Genomic DNA, 18,312 nt, shown 5'->3' with positions numbered 1-18,312 from the left:
CGTCTACCTCCGGTTCCGCACCGCCGCCGCACCACAGGCCCGCCCAGGCGCCGTTCCCTGCCCCCAGCAGCGGTCCCAGGCCGGAAGGGGCAGATGACAGTCCCTGCCGCTTCTGAGAAATACTGGGGAGAGCGGCACCAGCCGCCGCCCGGGGAGAACCCCGCAGAGGACAGCCGGAGAGGGTGCTGACGTGCACAACACTGGGGCCGGCGGCCCCGAGGAGACGGCCGGAGCCGACCGCACCGACGGCGGGGACCAGGCCTTTCTCGCGCTGGAAAGGGAGTTGGCGGTCTTCCTGCGCCGCGCCCGGGCCTCCTCCGGCGAGATGGCCCGCGCGGTCCACCCCGACCTCGAACCGGCCGCCTACGGGCTGCTCGTCCGGCTGGAGGACGCCGGAGCGCAGCGGGCCACCGATCTCGCGGGCTACTTCGGCGTCGGCAAGGCCACGATGAGCCGTCAGCTGCGGGCTCTGGAGGACCTCGGTCTGGTCGTCCGGGAGCCGGACCCCGCCGACGGCCGCGCCTCCCTCGTGGCGCTCACCGACGAGGGCCGCACCCGCTTCTCCGCCGTCCGCAAAGCCCGCCGTGCGCGGTACGTCCGGAAGCTCGCCACCTGGGACAGTGGCGAGATCGCGGAACTGGCCAGGTTGCTCAACCGTCTGAACGTGGAAAGCGAAACTGACGAGTAACCACCGACGGGCACCTACCGGGGAGCGCCCCCGCAGTTCCGAAAGGGAGCTCACCATGACGACGGAGACCTCCGCCGAGCGCGAGGCCCTGCCCCAGCCCTTCGACGCCGCCTGCCTGAAGGACCCCTACCCCCTCTACGCCCGCCTCCGCGCCGAGCACCCCGTGCACCGGATCGCCCTCCCCGACGGGTCACCGGTCTGGCTCGTCACCCGCGAGGCGGACGTCCGGGCCGGTCTCGCCGACCCCCGGCTGTCGGTGAACAAGGCCGATTCCGGGGAGGGGTACAAGGGCTTCTCGCTGCCCCCGGCGCTGGACGCCAATCTCCTCAACATCGACCCCGACCACCACCTCCGCCTGCGCCGGCTGATCTCCAAGGGCTTCACACCCCGGTCCGTCGAGGCACTGCGCGAGCGCGTCCAGGCCACCGCCGACCGGCTCGCCGACGGCCTGGCGCAGCGCATCGAGAAGGACGGCTCGGCGGACATCGTCGCCGACTACTCCCTGCCGCTGCCGATGGCCGTCATCGGCGACCTCCTCGGCGTACCCGAAGCGGACCGCCGGCCGTTCGCGGACCGCACGGCGGAGATGTTCACCCCGGAGCATCCTCGCCAGATCGCCGAGGCCGTCGACTTCCTCCACCGCTTTCTGATCGACCTCGTCGCGCTGCGCCGTGCCGAGCCGGACGGCAATCTGCTCTCCGAGCTCATCGCGGTCCGCGACGACGGCGACCGGCTGAGCGAGGACGAACTCGTCTCCCTGGCCTTCCTGATCCTCTTGGGGGGCAGTGAGAACGCGCAGCATCTCATCAGCGCCGGGTTGCTGACCCTCTTCGAGCACCCCGAGCAACTCGAAGCCCTCCGGGCCGCCCCCGGCCTGCTGCCCGGGGCGGTCGAGGAGATCCACCGCTTTGCCATGCCGCAGCAGATGGCCGTTCGCCGCTTCCCGCTGGAGACGATGGACGTCGGAGGCGTGGACATCCCGTCCGGCGACACGGTGCTGCTGTGCCTGGCCTCCGCCAACCGCGACCCCGACCGCTACCCGGATCCGGATCGTTTCGACATCCGACGCGAGGACACCGGCCACCTCTCCCTGGGGCACGGCATCCACTACTGCCTCGGGGCGCCCCTGGCCCGCATGGAGGTCGGCATCGCCCTCGACACCCTGCTGCGCCGCTTCCCGGACCTGGCGCCCGCGGCCCCGGTGGACGAACTGCCGTGGCGGACCTCGTTCCGGTCCCGCGCGCTGGTGTCGCTGCCGGTCACGGCCTGACGCCCCCTCGCGCACACCGCACGGAGGCCCGGCAGCCCCTCGCAGGGCCGCCGGGCCTCCGGCCTGCCCAGGGCAGCCCGGCCGACCGGCCATCAGAGCCTGCGGCCGGCCGTCAGAACCCCCGGTGGGCCGGTCGTCGGAACCTCGGCCGGGCCCGCCGTCAGAGCTCCGCGAACACCACCGACGCGTCGTCCCGTGCCTTGCCCCGCGGGTACGTCTCGCCCTCCGGGTCGGCGGCCTCCGCCTCCCGTACCGCGGTGACCAGCGCCCGGGTTCCCGCCCCGCGCAGCACCGAGAGGCACGCCGCCCAGTCCCCCTTGCGGAAGACCTCCGTCCAGCGGGCCGCGCCGTCCGTCAGCGCGGCGAGCGCCCGGACGTCCGACCGCGGCGTGCTGCCGGTCACGGCCAGCCGGGCCACCTCCGGATCGGCGGCGGCGGTGAAGAACCCGCCCGTGGCGTTGCGCAGGGACTCGACGGCGCGGCCGTACTCCGCACGCGCCGCCGCCCGCTCCGCCGAACCGCGCGGCAGGGAGCGCGCGGTGGCGCCCAGCGCCCGTACGGAGTCCGGGAGCCGGTGGAGGCGGTCGTCGAGGACCGGGGTGACGGTGCCGTCCGCCGCTTCGATCAGCAGCACGGAGTCCGACAGCACCAGGTGCTCCACCACGGCGTCGTCCCAGCGCACAGCCACGACAGTGGCCTGCGGAGTGCGGGCGTGAGAAAGGTCACACACCCCGGAGTGAGCGTCCGCGGCGCGCCTGATGGCGTCCGCGAGACAGGATGCCAGCGTCATATCCCGCCGCGAACCGGACAGTTCGAGCAGCGCGCCACCGAGCCGGGCGGTGAACCACGGAACACCGTGCGTGCATCCGGCCTCGTCCTCCGGTGGGGTCACCCCGTCCAGCAGGACGAGTGCACCGCCTCGGCCCGACGCTGGTAGGGCCACCGATGCGTAGTCCTCGTTGGGGTGTTGGGGATCCCCGGGTTCGGTGGTGACGTCGATGCGCATGCGGCCAGTCTGCCGGACGTCCGCATACTTTCGGCCAAACGGCTCTGACCTGCGCGGGAACCGCCCCGGCCGGTGTCCCGGCTGCCGGGATTCCACCGGATTCGACGGGCTCCGGCGTGCTGCGGGCGGGCATCTTGCCAGGCGCCCCCGGTCTTTTCCAACCGGCGCGCGCGGAACGCGTTAGACAGGGTGTCGAGGGAGTTGTTCCTCAACTCTGTCGTGATGTTCACTCGTTCGGGTGGCCAGCCGGGCGATGAACGCCTCGCCCACACCGGTACTGGAATGGTCGATTTGGTACCTCGGGGTGGGGGTGGACGCCCGTTGCGCTCCGCGCACAGCAGGTCAGCCAGTGAACTGTCGTCACCTCGGCCATGGGCGGACGAGTACAGATTGCGAGCACCGGTGCAGAAGATGTGGCCTCGGGGCAGAGATCGTGGACCGAAGGGCACGGAGGGCGGCGGGGCGAACCCCACGCCGCAGCGCACCGCGCGGGTCCGTAACCGTCTGGTCGCGTCGGTCGCCGTGGTGGGCGTCGCCGTCATCGCGGCGGCCGCCCCCGGTATTGCCGGCCCTTCCCATGACCTGACGGAGTCCCAGCGGCTCGTCACCCTGTCGGAGCTGAACGGGCAGGCCGTCGCGCTCGCCCATTCCCTGGCCGACGAGCGGGACGTGATGACGGAGTTCGTCGCGGCCCGCCGCAGCAACTCCTCCGGCGCCGCGGCCGTCTCCGAGACCCGTCGCGCCCGGGTCGACCGTCAGGTGACGGAGATCCGCCCGGACGCCCCGGCCGACCTGCGGCGCGTCCTGGACACCCTGCCCGAGCTGCGCCAGGAGGCGCTCTCCGGCCGGGGCGACGCGCTGCGCACCTTCACCGCGTACAGCGAGGCCGTCCAGGCGCTGCACGGCGTCTCCACCGATCTGGCCCGCCGGACACCGCCGCGCGCCACCGACGGCTCCACCGAGGCGCTGCCCGCCCTCGGCCGCGCCGTCGAACAGGCCTCGGCCACCCGCGCGCTGCTCCTCGGCGCGCTCTCCGGCGGCGGCGGTCAGCCGCAGCTCACCGCCGCCGGCCAGCGTGCCCGGGTGCAGGAGCAGGCGGCGCTCGCCGAGTTCGACCAGACGGCCCCCGAGGCCGCGGCCGACCGCTACGCCAGCACCGTCAACGGCACCGAGGTCGGCACCGCCGAGGCCTATCTGGCCCGGCTCACCGACCAGCCGCGGCTCTCCGCGCAGGACGTCCGGCTCAACCGCAACCGGGTCGACGCAGCCCTGTCCGCCCGGGTCGACCGGATGCGGGCCGCGGAGTCCGCGCTCACCTCCACCGGGACCACCCAGCTCGCCCAGCTGCGCGACGACGACGTCACCGCGCTGGAGATGCGGATCGCGCTGGGCGTGGTCTGCCTGCTGCTCGCGGTCGGCATCAGCATGTCGGCCGCCCGCTCCATGACCCGTCCGCTGTCCGCGCTGCGGCGCGGCGCCCGCCGTGTCGCGGCCGACCCGGTCGCGGAGGAGCCGGTGCGCTACACCGGCCGCAACGACGAGTTCGCGGAGGTCGTCGCGGCCGTCAACGAGCTGCGGGAGGCCGCGGCCCGGCAGCACGGCCGCTCCGAGCAGCTCGGCGACGACCGCGCCCGGCTGGTCGCCGAACGGCAGCGCCTGGCCGACCAGCGGGAGGAACTGCTCGGCAAGCAGAAGGAGCTCACCGAGCTGCTCGCCGGCATCCAGGACCGGATCCACGGCAGCCACGTCAACCTCGCGCTGCGCACCCTCGGCCTGGTCGAGCGGCAGCTCGGCGTGATCGAGGGGCTGGAGGACCGGGAACAGGAGCCGGAGCGGCTGGACACCCTCTTCAAGCTCGACCACCTGGCCACCCGGATGCGGCGGTACAGCGAGAACCTGCTGGTCCTCGCCGGCTCCGAGTACGGCAACGGGCACAGCGGCCCGGTGCCGCTGCTGGACGTGCTGCGGGCCGCCGTCAGCGAGATCGAGCGCTACGAGCGGGTGCGGATCCAGTCCCTCCCGCCGCACGCCCGGATCGCGGGCTTCGCCGCCGACGCGGTCAGCCACCTCGTCGCGGAACTGCTGGAGAACGCCACGGCGTTCTCCCCGCCGGACGCCGACGTCGAGCTCTCCGGCTGGCTGATGGAGAGCGGTGAGGTCATGCTCTCCGTCCAGGACGAGGGCATCGGGATGACCGAGGAGCGGCTGGCGGAGCTGAACGCCCGGCTCGCCGACCCGCATCCGCACGACGCCGCCGGTGCCACCGGCGAGGACCACGCGCTCGGGCTCGGGCTCTACGTGGTGGCCCGGCTCGCGGCCCGGCACGGCGTCCGGGTGCAGCTGCGCGACCAGAAGCAGGGCGGGGTGGCGGCCGTGGTCGTCCTCCCCAAGTCGATACTCCCGACCCGTCCCGCGCCGGCCGCCGCCGGAGGTTCCGCGTCCGGGAAGCCGGGCGGCACCCCCGCGGTGAGCCTGCCGGGCTCGGTCGCGGAGGCCAACTCCAACGCGCTGCCGCGCCGTACGGCCGTCCTGCCCGCGGCCCGGTCCGCGGCGGACGCCGGGCCGCAGGAGCCCGCGGCCCCGGCGCCTGACGCACAGCAGTCCCCGGAGGCGCCCGGCGGGACCGTTCCGGAGCCGGCCGCGGTAGCGCCGTCCGGCCCGGACCCGGACGGCGCCCCGACGGGCGAGACCCCGCTGCCGGACCCGCTCACGCTGTCCCCGGCGGCGCCGCAGCCGTCGGAGACCGAGCGGCCGGCACAGGAGGAGCCCCGGGAGCCCGGTGCCCCGTCGCTGGCCCTGACCTCCGACGACCCGCTGGTGGCGGCGGCCGAACGGGCCGTCGCGGAAGCGCAGTCGGAGCCGCAGCCGGCCGGCCGGACCGCCCCGGAGGCCCCGTACGCCGCCGGGTCCGATGAGCACGCCCGCACCGAGGACGAAGGGACGACCGGGCGGCTCGACCAGCCGACCCAGTCGATCCGGGTGCCGCAGCAGGCCGACCCGGCGGACGCCGCGCAGGCGGCGCACGCTCCGGCGGCCGGCGACGCGAGCCGGGACTCCGGCCCGCGGGCGGCCCAGTGGGAGCGGGTCGACGGCCCGGCCGGGGCGACCCCGGCCGCGGAGCCGGTACAGGACGCCGCGGAGTCTGCGCAGCAGCCGTCCGCGGAGGGGGAAGAGCCCGGGGAGCGGGCACCGAAGTGGGAGCGCGTCACGGACAAGGGGCTGCCCAAGCGGACGCCGAAGACCGTGGCGCCCACGGGACCCAAGCGGGAGCGCAAGGGTTCCGTCGACGCCGATGCCCTGCGCCGCAGGCTCGGTGGATTCCAGCAGGGCAGCCGTGATGGCCGACGCGACGCCGAGGCCGAGACCGTGGAACGAACCGGACAGCACCAGACGGGGGCACAGGACGACGGTGGCACAGTCGAGGAGGCACGCGGTTGAACGCGTATACCAAGGCCGGCCCGGGGCACCGGGCGACGGGTCACGGCGGGAGCAACGAGGCTCGTAACCTGCACTGGCTGCTGAGCAATCTGGTCGACGAGGTACCCGGCGTCCACGCGGTCGCGGTCGTCTCGTCCGACGGTCTGCTGCTGCTCGCCTCCGACCCGGGGCTCGCGGCGCAGCGGACGGGCGAGCAGCGCGAAGGCCCCCGGGGGTCGAGCGCCGACCTCGCCACCATCGTGTCCGGTCTCGGCGCCCTCACCACCGGCGCCGCCCGGCTGATGGACGCCGGCGGCGTCAAGCAGACCATGGTCGCGATGGACGAGGGCAGCCTCTTCGTCATGTCGATCAGCGACGGCTCGCTGCTCGGTGTGCACGCCACCCCGGACTGCGACATGAGCGTGGTCGCCTACCACATGGCCCTGTTCGTCGGCCGTGCCGGCCACGTGCTCACCCCCGAACTCCGCAGCGAACTGCGCAAGTCCATGGAGAGGGACCAGTGACCTCCTCGCCCAAGTTGCCCACCCGAGGCGGGGACCGCAAACCCGCCCGTGTCCGTCCCTACTCGCTGACCGGTGGCCGCACCCGGTTCGGCCATGTGCTGCTCGTCGAGACCTTCGTGGCGGCCCTCGACGCCCCCGAGGAGCGGCGGGAACTCACCTCCGGCGGGTGGGCCGACCGCGTCATGCCGGAAATGCGGATGATCGTCGAGCTGTGCCGCCGCATGCGGTCGGTCGCCGAGATCTCCGCGCTGCTGAGCATGCCGCTGGGCGTGGTCCGCGTGCTGCTCAGCGACTTGGCCGACCAGGGAAAGATCCGCGTCTACGGCTCCGGGAACGACACCGGCCGGCCCGACCGCGCGCTGCTCGAAAGGGTGCTCAGTGGACTTCGCAGGCTCTGACGCCAGCACCATGACCGCGGGCGGGGCCACCGAAGAGGGTCTGCAGAGCTGGCAGACGGACCACACCCGGGCCCCCATCGCCACCAAGATCGTGGTGGCCGGCGGCTTCGGCGTCGGCAAGACGACCTTCGTCGGCTCGGTCTCGGAGATCACTCCGCTCACCACCGAGGCGGTGATGACGCAGGCCAGTGAAGACATCGACGACCTCACCGCGACCCCGGACAAGGGCACGACGACGGTCGCCATGGACTTCGGCCGGATCACGCTCGACCAGGACCTGGTGCTCTACCTCTTCGGCACGCCCGGCCAGCAGCGCTTCTGGTTCATGTGGGACGACCTGGTGCGCGGGGCGATCGGAGCCGTCGTGCTGGCCGACACCCGCAGGCTGGACGACTCCTTCCCGGCCCTCGACTACTTCGAGAGCTGCGGGTTCCCGTACGTCGTCGCGGTCAACCACTTCGAGGGCACTCCCGAGTACGAAGTGGCGGATGTACGCGAGGCGTTGTCCGTTCCGGCGCACGTGCCGGTGGTGATCATGGACGCGCGGAAGCGGATCACCGTCGTCGAATCGCTGTTGCAGCTGGTGGGCCACGCCCTTGACGTCACTGCTCAGTGACGTAGCCTCGGCCCCGCTGTTCCGGAACGCAGCGTTCCTTTTTATGTGTTGAGAGAGAGCCCAGTCATGCGGAAGATACTCGTCGTGGGGGCCGGCCAGTCCGGTCTCCAACTCGCCTTGGGCCTGCAGTCGCAGGGGTACGAGGTCACCCTGATGTCGAACCGCACGGCGGACGAGATACGCACCGGGCGCGTGATGTCCACCCAGTGCATGTTCCACACCGCGCTCCAGCACGAGCGCGATCTCCAGATCAACTTCTGGGAGAGCCAGGCCCCGCGGATCGAGGGGCTCGGCGTCTCCGTGGCCAACCCCGAGCCGCCGGCCGAGGGCGAGAGCCGCGGGCGGATCATCGACTGGCTGGGTTCGCTCGACGGCTACGCGCAGTCCGTCGACCAGCGGGTGAAGATGGCCGGCTGGATGGAGACCTTCGCGCAGCGCGGCGGCCAGCTGGTCATCCACGGCGCCGCCGTCTCCGACCTCGACTTCTTCTCCCGCCGCTACGACCTGGTGCTGGTCACCGCCGGCAAGGGCGAGCTGGTCTCGATGTTCGGCCGCGACGCCGACCGCTCCCCGTACGACACCCCGCAGCGCGCGCTGGCCGTCTCCTACGTGCACGGTCTGGGCCCGCGCCCGGAGCACCCGGAGACCGACGCCGTCCGCTGCAACCTGGTGCCGGGCGTCGGCGAGCTGTTCATCATGCCCACCTACACCACCTCCGGCCGGGCCGACATCCTCTTCTGGGAGGGCATCCCCGGCGGGCCGCTCGACGCGTTCCAGGGCGTCAAGGACCCCAACGAGCACCTGGCGCTGACCCTGGAGCTGATGGAGAAGTTCACTCCCTGGGAGTACGCCCGCGCCACCAAGGTCGAGCTGACGGACGCCAACGGCACGCTCGCCGGACGGTACGCCCCCACGGTGCGCAACCCGGTCGGCCGGCTGCCCGGCGGCGGGCTCGCGCTGGGCGTGGCCGACGTGGTCGTCGCCAACGACCCGATCACCGGCCAGGGTTCCAACTCGGCGTCGAAGTGCGCCGCCGCCTACCTGGCGAGCATCGTCGAGCACGGCGACAAGCCGTTCGACGAGGAGTGGATGCAGGCCACCTTCGACCGCTACTGGGACACCGCCCAGCACGTCACCAAGTGGACCAACGCGATGCTGGCCCCGCCGCCGGAGCACATCCTGAACCTGATCGGTGCCGCCGGCCAGCTCCAGCCGGTCGCCGACCGCTTCGCCAACGGCTTCAACGACCCGGCCGACTTCGAGAACTTCTTCTACGAGCCGGAGAAGACGGCGGCGTACCTGGAGTCGGTCGCCGGAGCCTGACGGGCCCCTGACCGGCAGTCCGTCAGCCGTCGGTGGCCGTGGCAGCCGTCGGACGGGCCCACGCACCGGGCGCCCCGTGTCCCTCTCTCAGGTGACGCGGGGCGCCCGGTGGCCATTCCTGGTGGGGCCCGGGCAGGGCCCTCGCCCGGAACCACCCGGCACCCACGGAGCGCCCGGAACCACCCGGCATCCTACGAAAGCGCCCGGAACCGCCCGGGACGGCCCGCCGCGGATCACGCCTCCCGCTGCTCCGGAGCCCCGGAGTACCCCGTGTCGTCCCCGTCCATCGCGCCCTCGGGGAGCTCCGGCGGGACGTAGCGCGTCAGCGACGGCTCGCCGTCGTCCGGCCGGACCACCCCCAGCAGGGGATTGGCCGCCAGCGGCGAGACCTTCACATCCGCGCCCGGCCGCGGGGCGTGCACCACCCTGCCCTCGCCGATGTACAGGGCCACATGTGTCGCCTCCGGGAAGTACACCACCAGGTCACCGGGCCGGACGTCCCGCAGCGGCACCCGCCGCAACTGCTTCCACTGCTGCTGGCTGGTCCGCGGGACCGGCCGCCCCGCCCGGGTCCACGCCTGCTGGGTGAGCCCGGAGCAGTCGAAGGAGTCCGGCCCCTCCGCGCCCCAGGCGTACGGCCGGCCGATCTGCCCGACCGCGTACCGCACGGCCCGGTCGCCCGCCCGGGACGGCGGGCGCTCCGCATCCAGTGCGCCGGACCCCATCAGGGCCCGCTGGGCGGTGCCGGTGTCCTCCTGCTCCAGCCGGCCCAGCTCCGCCAACTGCTCCGCGGACAGCGAGGCGAGCATCCGCTCCACCTCGTCGAGCCGGCGCTGCGCGGTGTCCCGCTGCTCCACGCTGCGCCGCGCCAGCGCCTGCTGCCGCTCCAGCGCCGTCCGCGCCTCGCGCGCCAGACCGGCGAGCCGGCGCTCGCCCCGGGCCAGCCGGACCAGCGCTTCGGCGCGTTCGTCCGCCGCCCGCCGGAGCAGGTGGTCCTCGTCGAGGAAGGTCTGCGGCCGGCGGCTCAGCAGCAGCCGGAGATAGGGGGAGAGCTCGGCGGTGGACCCCTGGTACTGGTCCCGGACCAGGCGGACCGCGGCGCCCTGCCCCTTGGCCAGCTTCGTCCGGGCGATGGCCAGCCGGCCGTTGAGCCGGATGACCTCGGCCCGCTGCCGCCGGAACCGTTCCTCGGTGGCGTTGTACGCCTCGCCGGCTTCCTCGGCCTTCCGGTAGTAGGTCTGAAGCTGCGTCAGCAGCTCCCGGACGGGCGGGTCGGCGGGGGCGGCGCCGGCGAGCGGCGGCGGGGCCGACACCGCGAGCGCGGTTCCGGCGACCACCGCCGCCGTACGGACCGAGCGTGCGAACCGTCCTGACACGAAACTCACCTCGGGTGCATCAGAGAGCTGGGCGGATTTGCCCGGTCTTCTGACACTATTTCAGAGATGGTCGTATTGTCGGGATCTATGGTCGGTGCCGGGCGAACCGGCCACGCATGGACCATGCCGCGGCTCCCGCCGCACCGCTCCGGGGGCCGGTCCCGGCCGTTGTGCCGGACGGGCCGCGAGCGCGGCCGGTGTCACCGGCCGGGCTTCGACCAGGGCCACTTCGGACCGCCCGCCGGCCGGCCCTCCGGCGCGTAGCGGTACTTCCACCCGCGCTGGATCCCCAGCCTGGTGTGCCCGGCCGGCTCCCGCAGGTAGACGTGGACCGCCGGCTCGCCGCCCTCCGGACCGGGCACCGGAACCTCGTACACCTTGGGCGGATGGCCGGTCATCCCCAGGAGCACCGGCAGGACCCTGCCGTCCAGCGGGCCGCCGACAAAGAGTGTGTCCTCGCTTCTCACCGCACCATCTTCACCCGGCGGGCCCGGGCGGCGCCCGCCCGGGCCCGCCGTCACCCGGTGTGCCCGGTACCGCCCGCCGGGAAGCCGCCGTCCAGCAGATGGGCCGCCTCGCTCACCAGTGGTACGACCCGCCGGGCCAGGGACCCCGCCGGTCCGTCCGCCCGCTCCAGCGCCAGCGCGGCCACCGTCACCCGCGCGGTCTGTGGGTCGCCGGCCGCGGTGGCGGTGAGCAGGGCGACGAAGTGGTCGACCAGCCAGTCCCGCAGCTCGCCGGCGGACGGCCGGCGGCCCCGGGGCGCCCCGGCGGTCTCGTCCAGCCAGATCAGGGAGGCGGCCTCCACCGCGGTGATCCAGGTGCGGACCATCATCCGCAGCCGCGGCCCGGGGTCCGGCACGGACATGTGCAGCAGGATCTGCTCGGCCGCCGCCCGCCGGACCTCGTCGACGATCGCGCCGGTACGGGAGGTCTCGGCGACGCTGCCGCCCTGCAGCAGGGCCGTGAAACCCGCGTCGTGCTCGTCGACGAAGGCCAGATAGCGGTCGAGGGCGCGGCACAGCCGGACCGTCAGCGAGCCGGTCTGCGGCTCGGCGAAGCACTGCTCCAGCTCGTCGGCGGCGCTGCGCAGCGCCGCCTCGTACAACTGCTGCTTGCCGCCCGGGAAGTACCGGTAGACCAGGGGCCGGGAGACCTCCGCGGCATGGGCGACGTCGTCCAGCGAGACGTCCTCCGGGGCGTGGCGGGCGAAGAGTTCCAGCGCCGCGGTGAGCAGCTGGGCGCGGCGCTGCTCGACGCTCATCCTGCGGTAGGCGACGTCGTGCCCTCCGCCGCGGGAGCGGGTCGGCCGTTCCGTGGGGGCGGTTCCGCTGCCTGTCATGTACCGCAGCGTAACCGCCGTGCCACGGGGGCGAGCAGGGCGCGTGGACGGCCGGGAGGCGGCGGTGCCGGACGGCGGGGAGGCTGCGGCGCCCCGGCCCGGTCCCGGTGGAACGGGCCGCGGGCCCGGCGCGATCCACCGGGCAGGCAGGCCCTACGCCAGCAGCCCGGAGCTGCGCCACAGCCGGCGGCCCACGCCCTGCAGCACGCCGATGTCGTCGAGGAAGTCGGTCAGCCGCCGGGCCCCGGTCCGCATCACCTCGCGGCGGTGGCCGCTGGCCTGCACCTGCGCCACGGCCACCCGCCGGTCCAGGCCGACGTCGGTGTAGACCTGCGGATTGACGAAGGCGAGCGAGAACACCCGCGCGGCCTCGCCCGAGCTGATCCGGGTCAGCTCGGCCTCCCACCGCGGGCAGGACACCATCTGGCGGCGCAGCTCCTCGCGCGCGTAGCGGACATGGCGGGCCTCCTCCACCACATGGATGCGGGTGACGCCGCGGATCAGCGGCTGGATCCGCTCGTCCGGGAAGGTCAGCCGCTGCATGTAGTCGAGAATCTCCTCGCCGAGCAGGGTGGCGGCGAACGAACCGGGCGTCGTGGAGACCGTCTTGAGGATCCGGGCGAGGTTGTGGTGCAGCCGGGACACCGGGTAGACGGGGGTGCCGCCCTTGCGGATCAGCCGGGCGAACATCATCGAGTGCCGGCACTCGTCGGCGATCTCGGTGAGCGCGTAGCGGACGTGCGCGCTGGTCACGGGCTTGTCGTAGATGTGCCGGACGAGCAGCTGCATCAGGATGATCTCGAACCAGATGCCGAGCGAGGCGAGCGAGGCGGCCTCGTGCCGGGCCAGGTCCCTGCGCTGCTCCTCGGACATCCGGCGCCACAGCGGGGTGTCGTAGAGCGAGACGAGCTCCGGGGGCCAGAACCACTTGTCGTCCTCGAACGGGGCGTCCCAGTCGAGTTCGGTGTCCGGGTCGAAGGAGTGCTTCGCGGAGGAGTCGAGCAGCCGCTGGGCGACCTGCTCCCGGTCGCGGAGCGGCCCGAGCGCGTCCCGGAGGGCGGAGGGCCGGGCCGCGACGCTGTCCGGTGGGGTCGTCATCGCTGGAACACCTCGCTGATCGGCGTTTCGGGCCCGGGGAGGGCCACGGACGCACCCCGCGATCGTTCCTCAACTCCCATACAAACATGAGCAGTTGATCGCTACGGGCGCGACGGAACAGGCTTTCGGAGTACGGCCCTCCGAAAGCCTGCCCCTTATGAGACTTCCTGTCAGCAAGGCCGTCAATCCCTTGCGCCCGACTTGTTGACCGTTGGGTAACCGGCGTGTGAGCCTGCCAACCATCCGCCCCTGTACGGGTGTCGTGAAGGCAAGGAGGCGTCCATGACGACGCATGAGCTCTACGCGCAGAATCCCGGGGATGGTCAATGGCAGGTGCCCGCATCCGGCGCCGCCCGCTTCAACTGGGACTACGACGACGGCCGCGACCGGCTCCTGGCCCTCTACCAGAAGGGCAAGGACAAACAGTGGGACGGCGCCAAACGGATCGACTGGGACCTGGAGGTCGACCCGTACGACCCGCTCGGCACCCCCGACGAGTCCATGGCCCTGTACGGCACCCGCTACTGGGACCGGATGACCGAGCGCGACCGCAGCGAGCTGCGCAGGCACTACGCCTCCTGGCAGTTCAGCCAGTTCCTGCACGGTGAACAGGGCGCGATGATCTGCGCGGCGCGGATCGTGGAGTCCGTCCCCGACCTCGACGCGAAGTTCTACTCCGCGACCCAGACCATGGACGAGGCCCGGCACGCCGAGATCTACGGCCGCTTCCTGCACGAGAAGGTCGGGATGCTCTACCCGATCAACGACAACCTCCAGGCCCTGCTCGGCGACACCCTCCGGGACTCCCGCTGGGACATGCCGTACCTGGGCATGCAGGTGCTCATCGAGGGCCTGGCCCTGGCCGCCTTCGGCATGATCCGGGACACCACCGACAAGCCGCTGCCGCAACAGATCCTCGCCTACGTCATGCAGGACGAGGCCCGGCACGTGGCCTTCGGGCGGATGGCGCTGCGCGACTACTACCGGCAGCTGAGCGATGCCGAACTCCGGGAACGCGAGGAGTTCGTGATCGAGGGCTGCTATCTGATGCGCGACCGGCTGCGCGGCACGGAGGTGCTGGAGAACTTCGGCATCCCGGCGCAGGAGGCCGCCGAGTTCACCGAGCAGTCCGAATTCCTGCACCTCTTCCGGAAGCTGCTCTTCAGCCGGATCGTGCCCTGCGTCAAGGACATCGGCCTGTGGGGCGAACGGCTCCAGCGGGCCTACCTCGACATGGGCGTGTTCGACCTGGGCGACTCCAGCCTCGATCTGCTGATGGCCCAGGACGAGGAGCTGGCCGACCGGCTCGACGCGCAGCGGTTCGCCGCGGAGGAGGAGGCCCGCGCGGCGGAGGTGACGGACGCCATCGCCGCGGGGGCCACCGCGGCGGACGGCTGATTCCCGGGGCCCGGGGCCCGGGCCCCGGGGAGCGCGGTGGCGGGACCGGCCGTGGCCCGCGTGGCCGGAGGGGCGGGCGGTCGACGAGTACCTCCCGCGCCCTGATCCGTCCGCGGCCTGATCCGTCCGGGGCCGGCAGCCTTCGCGTGCCCGCCCCGGCTCAGTCCAGCGCGGCCCGCATCACCTCCCGGGCGATCGGGGCCGCGCTGCCGCCGCCGCTGATGTCCGCCCGGTCCGCCTCCGCGTCCTCGATGACGACCGCCACGGCGACCGCCGGCTTCGCCGCGCCCTCGGCGCGGGCCCAGGAGATGAACCAGGCATAGGGCGTACCGGAGTTGTCGACCCCGTGCTGCGCGGTGCCCGTCTTGCCGCCGACCTCCGCGCCGTCGATCGAGGCCTGGGTGCCGGTGCCGTCGGTGACCACCGCGACCATCAGCTCCCGGAGCCGGTCCGCGGTGTCCCGGCTCATCGCCCGCCGGTAGGTCCGGGGGCGGTGCGTGGAGACCGTCCGGCCGTTCGCGGCGGTCACCTTCCGGACCAGCGCCGGGCGCTCGATCACCCCGCGGTTGGCCACCGCCGCCGCGACCATGGCCATCTCCAGCGGGGTCGCCCGGGTGTCGTACTGCCCGATCGAGGAGAGGGCGAGCTGAGCCCGGTCCATCGAGGTGTCGAAGGTGCTCTCCGCCACCCGCACCGGGATCCGCACGTCCCTGTCGTTGAAGCCGAAGCTCTCCGCGGCGTCCACCATGCCGCGCAGCCCCACGTCCACCCCGAGCCGCGCGAAGACGGTGTTGCAGGACACCTCGAAGGCGTGCTGCAGGGTGGCGTTCTCGCAGCCGGAGGCCTCGTTGGTGAGCCGGGTGCTCGAGTTCGGCAGCCGGTAGGGGTCCGCGGTGTCCGTGGGGTCCCGCACCTCGTCGACCACGCCCGCGTCCAGCGCCGCCGCCGCGGTCACCACCTTGAACGTGGAGCCCGGCGGATAGGTCTGCCGCAGCGCCCGGTTGAGCATGGGGCGCGCCGGGCTCGTGGTCAGCCGCTGCCAGGCCGCGGTCACGGACGCGCCGGTGCCCGCCAGCGTCCCCGGGTCGTACGACGGCGAGCTGACCAGGGCGAGGATCCGGCCGGTGGCCGGCTCCAGGGCGACCACCGCGCCCCGCCGGCCGTTCAGCCCCTGGTGGGCGGCGCGCTGCACACCGGCGTCGAGGGTGGTGTGCACATCGCCGCCGGGCTGCCGCTTGCGGATGAGGTCGTTCCACAGCGGCACCCGGGCGAGCCGGGAGTCGGTGCCGGAGAGCAGGTCGTCCTCGGTGCCCTCCAGCAGCGTGGTGCCGTACGTCTGCGAGGCGTAGCCGGTGACCGGGGCGTAGAGCGGGCCGTCGGAGTACCGGCGTTCATAACGCAGCCGCTCATGGGTGTCGGCCGAGCCGGTGACGGGGGTGCCGCCGACGAGGATGTCGCCCCGCGGCCGGTCGTACCGCGCGATGGCGAGACGGCGGTTGGCCTGGTTGTGGTCGTAGCCGTCCGCCTCCAGGACCTGGACCCGGGAGGCGTTGAGGAGCAGCGCGACCAGGAGCAGCAGGCTGAAGGCGGCGACATGCCGGGTGCAGCGGATCATGGCCGGTCCTCCCCGGGGTTCTCCGGGGCGTCGGGCGCCACGGAGGCGATGACACCGGTGTCGGCGGTCGTCGGGCGGGGCCGCCGGGCGGCGTTGCTGAGCACGATGAGCAGCGCCACGATGATCCAGTTGGTGACGACGGACGAGCCGCCCTGCGCGAGGAACGGCATCGCCATGCCGGTGAGCGGGATCAGCCCGGTCACCCCGCCCGCGATGACGAACACCTGGAGCGCGATGATCGCGGCGAGCCCGACCGCGAGCAGCCGTCCGAACGGATCGCGCAGCGCGAGCGCCGCCCGGTAGCCGCGGGCCACCAGCAGGGCGTAGAGCAGGAAGATCGCGGTGAGTCCCCAGAGCCCGAGCTCCTCGCCCGCGGTGGCGAGGATGAAGTCGGACTTGGCGGCGAAGCTGATCAGTATGGAGTGGCCCTGCCCGAGTCCGGTGCCCAGCATCCCGCCCGCGGCGAAGGCGAACAGCGACTCGGCGAGCTGACCGGTGCCGCGACCGGCCTCGATGCTGGCGAAAGGGTTCAGCCAGGCCTCGACGCGGCTGTGCACATGCGGTTCCAGGGAGCCGACGACGAACGCGCCCACCGCCGCCAGCAGCAGCCCCACGGCGATCCAGCCGGTCCGGCCGGTGGCCACGTACAGCATGATCACGAACAGTCCGAAGAACAGCAGCGAGGTGCCCAGGTCGCGTTCGAGGACCAGGACGCAGACGCTGACCAGCCAGATCGCCACGACCGGTCCCAGCACCCGGCCGGTGGGCAGCTGGAGCTTCCGGATGCGGCGGCCGGTGTACGCCAGGGCGTGCCGGTTCGCGGCGAGATAGGTGGCGAAGAAGACCGCGAGCAGGATCTTGGCGAATTCGCCGGGCTGGAACGACAGGCCCCCGATCCGGACCCAGATCTTGGCGCCGTTGGTGTCCGGGAAGAAGATCGGCACGGTCATCAGGACCAGGGCCGCGGCCACGCTCAGATAGGCGTAGCGCTGGAGCACCCGGTAGTCCCGCAGCAGCAGGACGACGGCGATGAAGAAGCCGACGCCGAGTGCGGACCAGACGAGCTGGGTGGGGGCGGCGTGGTTCTCGGGGGTCTCCAGGTCGAGCCGGTAGATGAAGACCAGGCCGAGGCCGTTGAGCAGAACGCCGATCGGCAGCAGCAGCGGGTCGGCGAAGGGGGCCCGTAACCGGACGGTCAGATGGGCGACCAGGGCGAGAACGCCCAGCCCGGCGCCGTAACCGGCCGCGCCCCGTGGCACGGAGTCGTGCCGGGCGAGTCCCACCTCGATGTAGCCGAGGACGGGGATGAGCACGGCGCCGACCAGCAGGGCGAGTTCGACCCCCCGCCGCTGGGGGAGGCGCAGAGCCGGCGGGGGCGCGTCCGCTCTCGTTGCGGTCATGCCAGGAAACGTACCAAGCGGTAACGCCCAAGTCCGGCATGCCTGCCTTGCGTGGCTGTGCCGATGAGGGGAGTCCCGGTGCTCGGTGGGTGTCGGGGCGGGGCCTCATCGGGAGGCTCGCCGCGATGCGGTGCCCTCCCGGCGCGGGACGCCGGGATGGCACCGTCGGCGCTCCGGTGGTGTCGGCGCTCCGGTGGTGGGGCGTCAGCACCAGGCCGGGGCGGGTCCGATGTTCTCGATGTAGCGCGCGGAGGCCCAGGCCCACTTGCCGTTCTCCAGCAGGTACCAGCGGGGGTTGCCGGCCACGTCGTCGCTGTTGACCTTGCAGCTGATCCGGACGACCGTGCCATGCGGGAGCTGTCCGACGATCCGGGCGTGGAGGCTCGGGGCGTCCCGCAGGATCAGGCCGGACCGGGCGGTGACCCGGCCTCGGTACGGGGCGCGGTGGTCCCGGCCGTCGGAGCGCTGGTCGCTGCTGTCGAAGCGGCTGTCGGAACGGCTGTCGGAACGGGGGTCGCCGCTGGAGTTGCCGCTGTCCGAGCGGAAGCCTTCGCTGTCGGAGCGCGGGTCCGTGCCGTCGGGGCCGGAGTCGGCCACGGCCGGACCGATGGCGGTGAGGGTGGCGAGGGTGCCGGTGGCGGCGGCGACGGCGAGCCTGCGGAGCTTCGACTGCAGCATCGTGGTCCTCCTCGGCGAGGGGTGTCCCGCATGGGGATGTCCGGCAGGGGGTGTCCGGCAGGGGGTGTCCGGCGGGGAGATGTCCGGCAGGGGGGATCGAGGGGCGCCGGGTGTCGGGTGCCGGCGCGACGGGCCGGGCGTGCGCCCCGGACGGGCCTCACCC

16 protein-coding genes are annotated in these 18,312 nt (G+C 73.1%); 8 read left to right on the top strand and 8 right to left on the bottom strand.

From position 1 onward, the window contains the following. Positions 1–190: 190 nt before the first annotated feature. Positions 191–688, top strand: a complete 498-nt coding sequence (locus ABT112_RS16340) for a MarR family winged helix-turn-helix transcriptional regulator (RefSeq protein WP_351509991.1) — start codon at positions 191–193, stop codon at positions 686–688. A gap of 55 nt (positions 689–743) precedes the next feature. After that, positions 744–1,958, top strand: a complete 1,215-nt coding sequence (locus tag ABT112_RS16335; protein WP_351509989.1) for a cytochrome P450 family protein — start codon at positions 744–746, stop codon at positions 1,956–1,958. A gap of 160 nt (positions 1,959–2,118) precedes the next feature. Here the strand turns inward: ABT112_RS16335 and ABT112_RS16330 are convergent, their stop codons facing one another. Beyond that, a complete protein-coding gene (locus tag ABT112_RS16330) occupies positions 2,119–2,964 on the bottom strand; it encodes a hypothetical protein (protein ID WP_351509987.1) in 846 nt (281 codons plus the stop codon). Positions 2,965–3,375: 411 nt separating this feature from the next. On the opposite strand from ABT112_RS16330, the gene ABT112_RS16325 reads away from it, so the two are divergent. The 5 genes from ABT112_RS16325 (at position 3,376) to ABT112_RS16305 (ending at position 9,242) form a co-directional block, all read left to right on the top strand. After that, positions 3,376–6,402, top strand: coding sequence for a sensor histidine kinase (locus ABT112_RS16325; RefSeq protein WP_351510022.1), 3,027 nt, complete (start codon positions 3,376–3,378; stop codon positions 6,400–6,402). Beyond that, positions 6,399–6,905 carry a roadblock/LC7 domain-containing protein gene (locus tag ABT112_RS16320; RefSeq protein WP_351509985.1) on the top strand — a complete coding sequence of 169 codons (507 nt, stop codon included), beginning with the start codon at positions 6,399–6,401 and terminating at the stop codon, positions 6,903–6,905. The genes ABT112_RS16325 and ABT112_RS16320 overlap by 4 nt, the downstream gene beginning before the upstream one ends. Beyond that, entirely contained in the window at positions 6,902–7,303 is a 402-nt protein-coding gene (locus ABT112_RS16315) for a DUF742 domain-containing protein (protein WP_351509983.1), read from the top strand. The genes ABT112_RS16320 and ABT112_RS16315 overlap by 4 nt, the downstream gene beginning before the upstream one ends. Positions 7,304–7,313: 10 nt before the next feature. After that, positions 7,314–7,919 (top strand): GTP-binding protein, encoded by a 606-nt coding sequence (locus ABT112_RS16310; RefSeq protein WP_351509982.1) that lies wholly within the window; start codon positions 7,314–7,316, stop codon positions 7,917–7,919. Positions 7,920–7,985: 66 nt separating this feature from the next. Further along, positions 7,986–9,242 carry a styrene monooxygenase/indole monooxygenase family protein gene (locus ABT112_RS16305; RefSeq protein WP_351509980.1) on the top strand — a complete coding sequence of 419 codons (1,257 nt, stop codon included), beginning with the start codon at positions 7,986–7,988 and terminating at the stop codon, positions 9,240–9,242. Positions 9,243–9,475: 233 nt separating this feature from the next. Here ABT112_RS16305 and ABT112_RS16300 read toward each other — a convergent pair whose 3' ends face one another. From ABT112_RS16300 to ABT112_RS16285, 4 genes are all read right to left on the bottom strand, one after another. Beyond that, positions 9,476–10,618: a C40 family peptidase gene (locus tag ABT112_RS16300; protein ID WP_351509978.1), complete on the bottom strand. Its 1,143-nt coding sequence runs from the start codon at positions 10,616–10,618 to the stop codon at positions 9,476–9,478. Between the two features lie 200 nt (positions 10,619–10,818). Beyond that, a complete protein-coding gene (locus tag ABT112_RS16295) occupies positions 10,819–11,085 on the bottom strand; it encodes a DUF8847 domain-containing protein (protein WP_351509976.1) in 267 nt (88 codons plus the stop codon). Positions 11,086–11,135: 50 nt separating this feature from the next. Next, positions 11,136–11,960 (bottom strand): TetR/AcrR family transcriptional regulator, encoded by an 825-nt coding sequence (locus tag ABT112_RS16290; RefSeq protein WP_502975358.1) that lies wholly within the window; start codon positions 11,958–11,960, stop codon positions 11,136–11,138. Positions 11,961–12,113: 153 nt separating this feature from the next. After that, entirely contained in the window at positions 12,114–13,058 is a 945-nt protein-coding gene (locus ABT112_RS16285; protein WP_351509974.1) for an AurF N-oxygenase family protein, read from the bottom strand. A 282-nt stretch (positions 13,059–13,340) separates the two neighbouring features. Between ABT112_RS16285 and ABT112_RS16280 the strand changes: the two genes are divergently transcribed. After that, positions 13,341–14,456: a ferritin-like domain-containing protein gene (locus tag ABT112_RS16280; RefSeq protein WP_351509973.1), complete on the top strand. Its 1,116-nt coding sequence runs from the start codon at positions 13,341–13,343 to the stop codon at positions 14,454–14,456. A gap of 160 nt (positions 14,457–14,616) precedes the next feature. Here the strand turns inward: ABT112_RS16280 and ABT112_RS16275 are convergent, their stop codons facing one another. The 3 genes from ABT112_RS16275 to ABT112_RS16265 form a co-directional block, all read right to left on the bottom strand. Further along, positions 14,617–16,071 (bottom strand): penicillin-binding transpeptidase domain-containing protein, encoded by a 1,455-nt coding sequence (locus tag ABT112_RS16275; RefSeq protein ID WP_351509971.1) that lies wholly within the window; start codon positions 16,069–16,071, stop codon positions 14,617–14,619. Further along, positions 16,068–17,471 (bottom strand): FtsW/RodA/SpoVE family cell cycle protein, encoded by a 1,404-nt coding sequence (locus tag ABT112_RS16270; RefSeq protein WP_351509969.1) that lies wholly within the window; start codon positions 17,469–17,471, stop codon positions 16,068–16,070. Before ABT112_RS16270 ends, ABT112_RS16275 begins: the two co-directional genes overlap by 4 nt. A 204-nt stretch (positions 17,472–17,675) precedes the next feature. Beyond that, positions 17,676–18,149, bottom strand: a complete 474-nt coding sequence (locus tag ABT112_RS16265; RefSeq protein ID WP_351509967.1) for an SH3 domain-containing protein — start codon at positions 18,147–18,149, stop codon at positions 17,676–17,678. Positions 18,150–18,312: the final 163 nt, after the last annotated feature.

The sequence above is a fragment of the Streptomyces sp. NPDC002055 genome, assembly GCF_040296705.1.
GTDB lineage: Bacteria > Actinomycetota > Actinomycetes > Streptomycetales > Streptomycetaceae > Streptomyces.
This window is presented reverse-complemented; position numbering and strand designations above follow the sequence as displayed.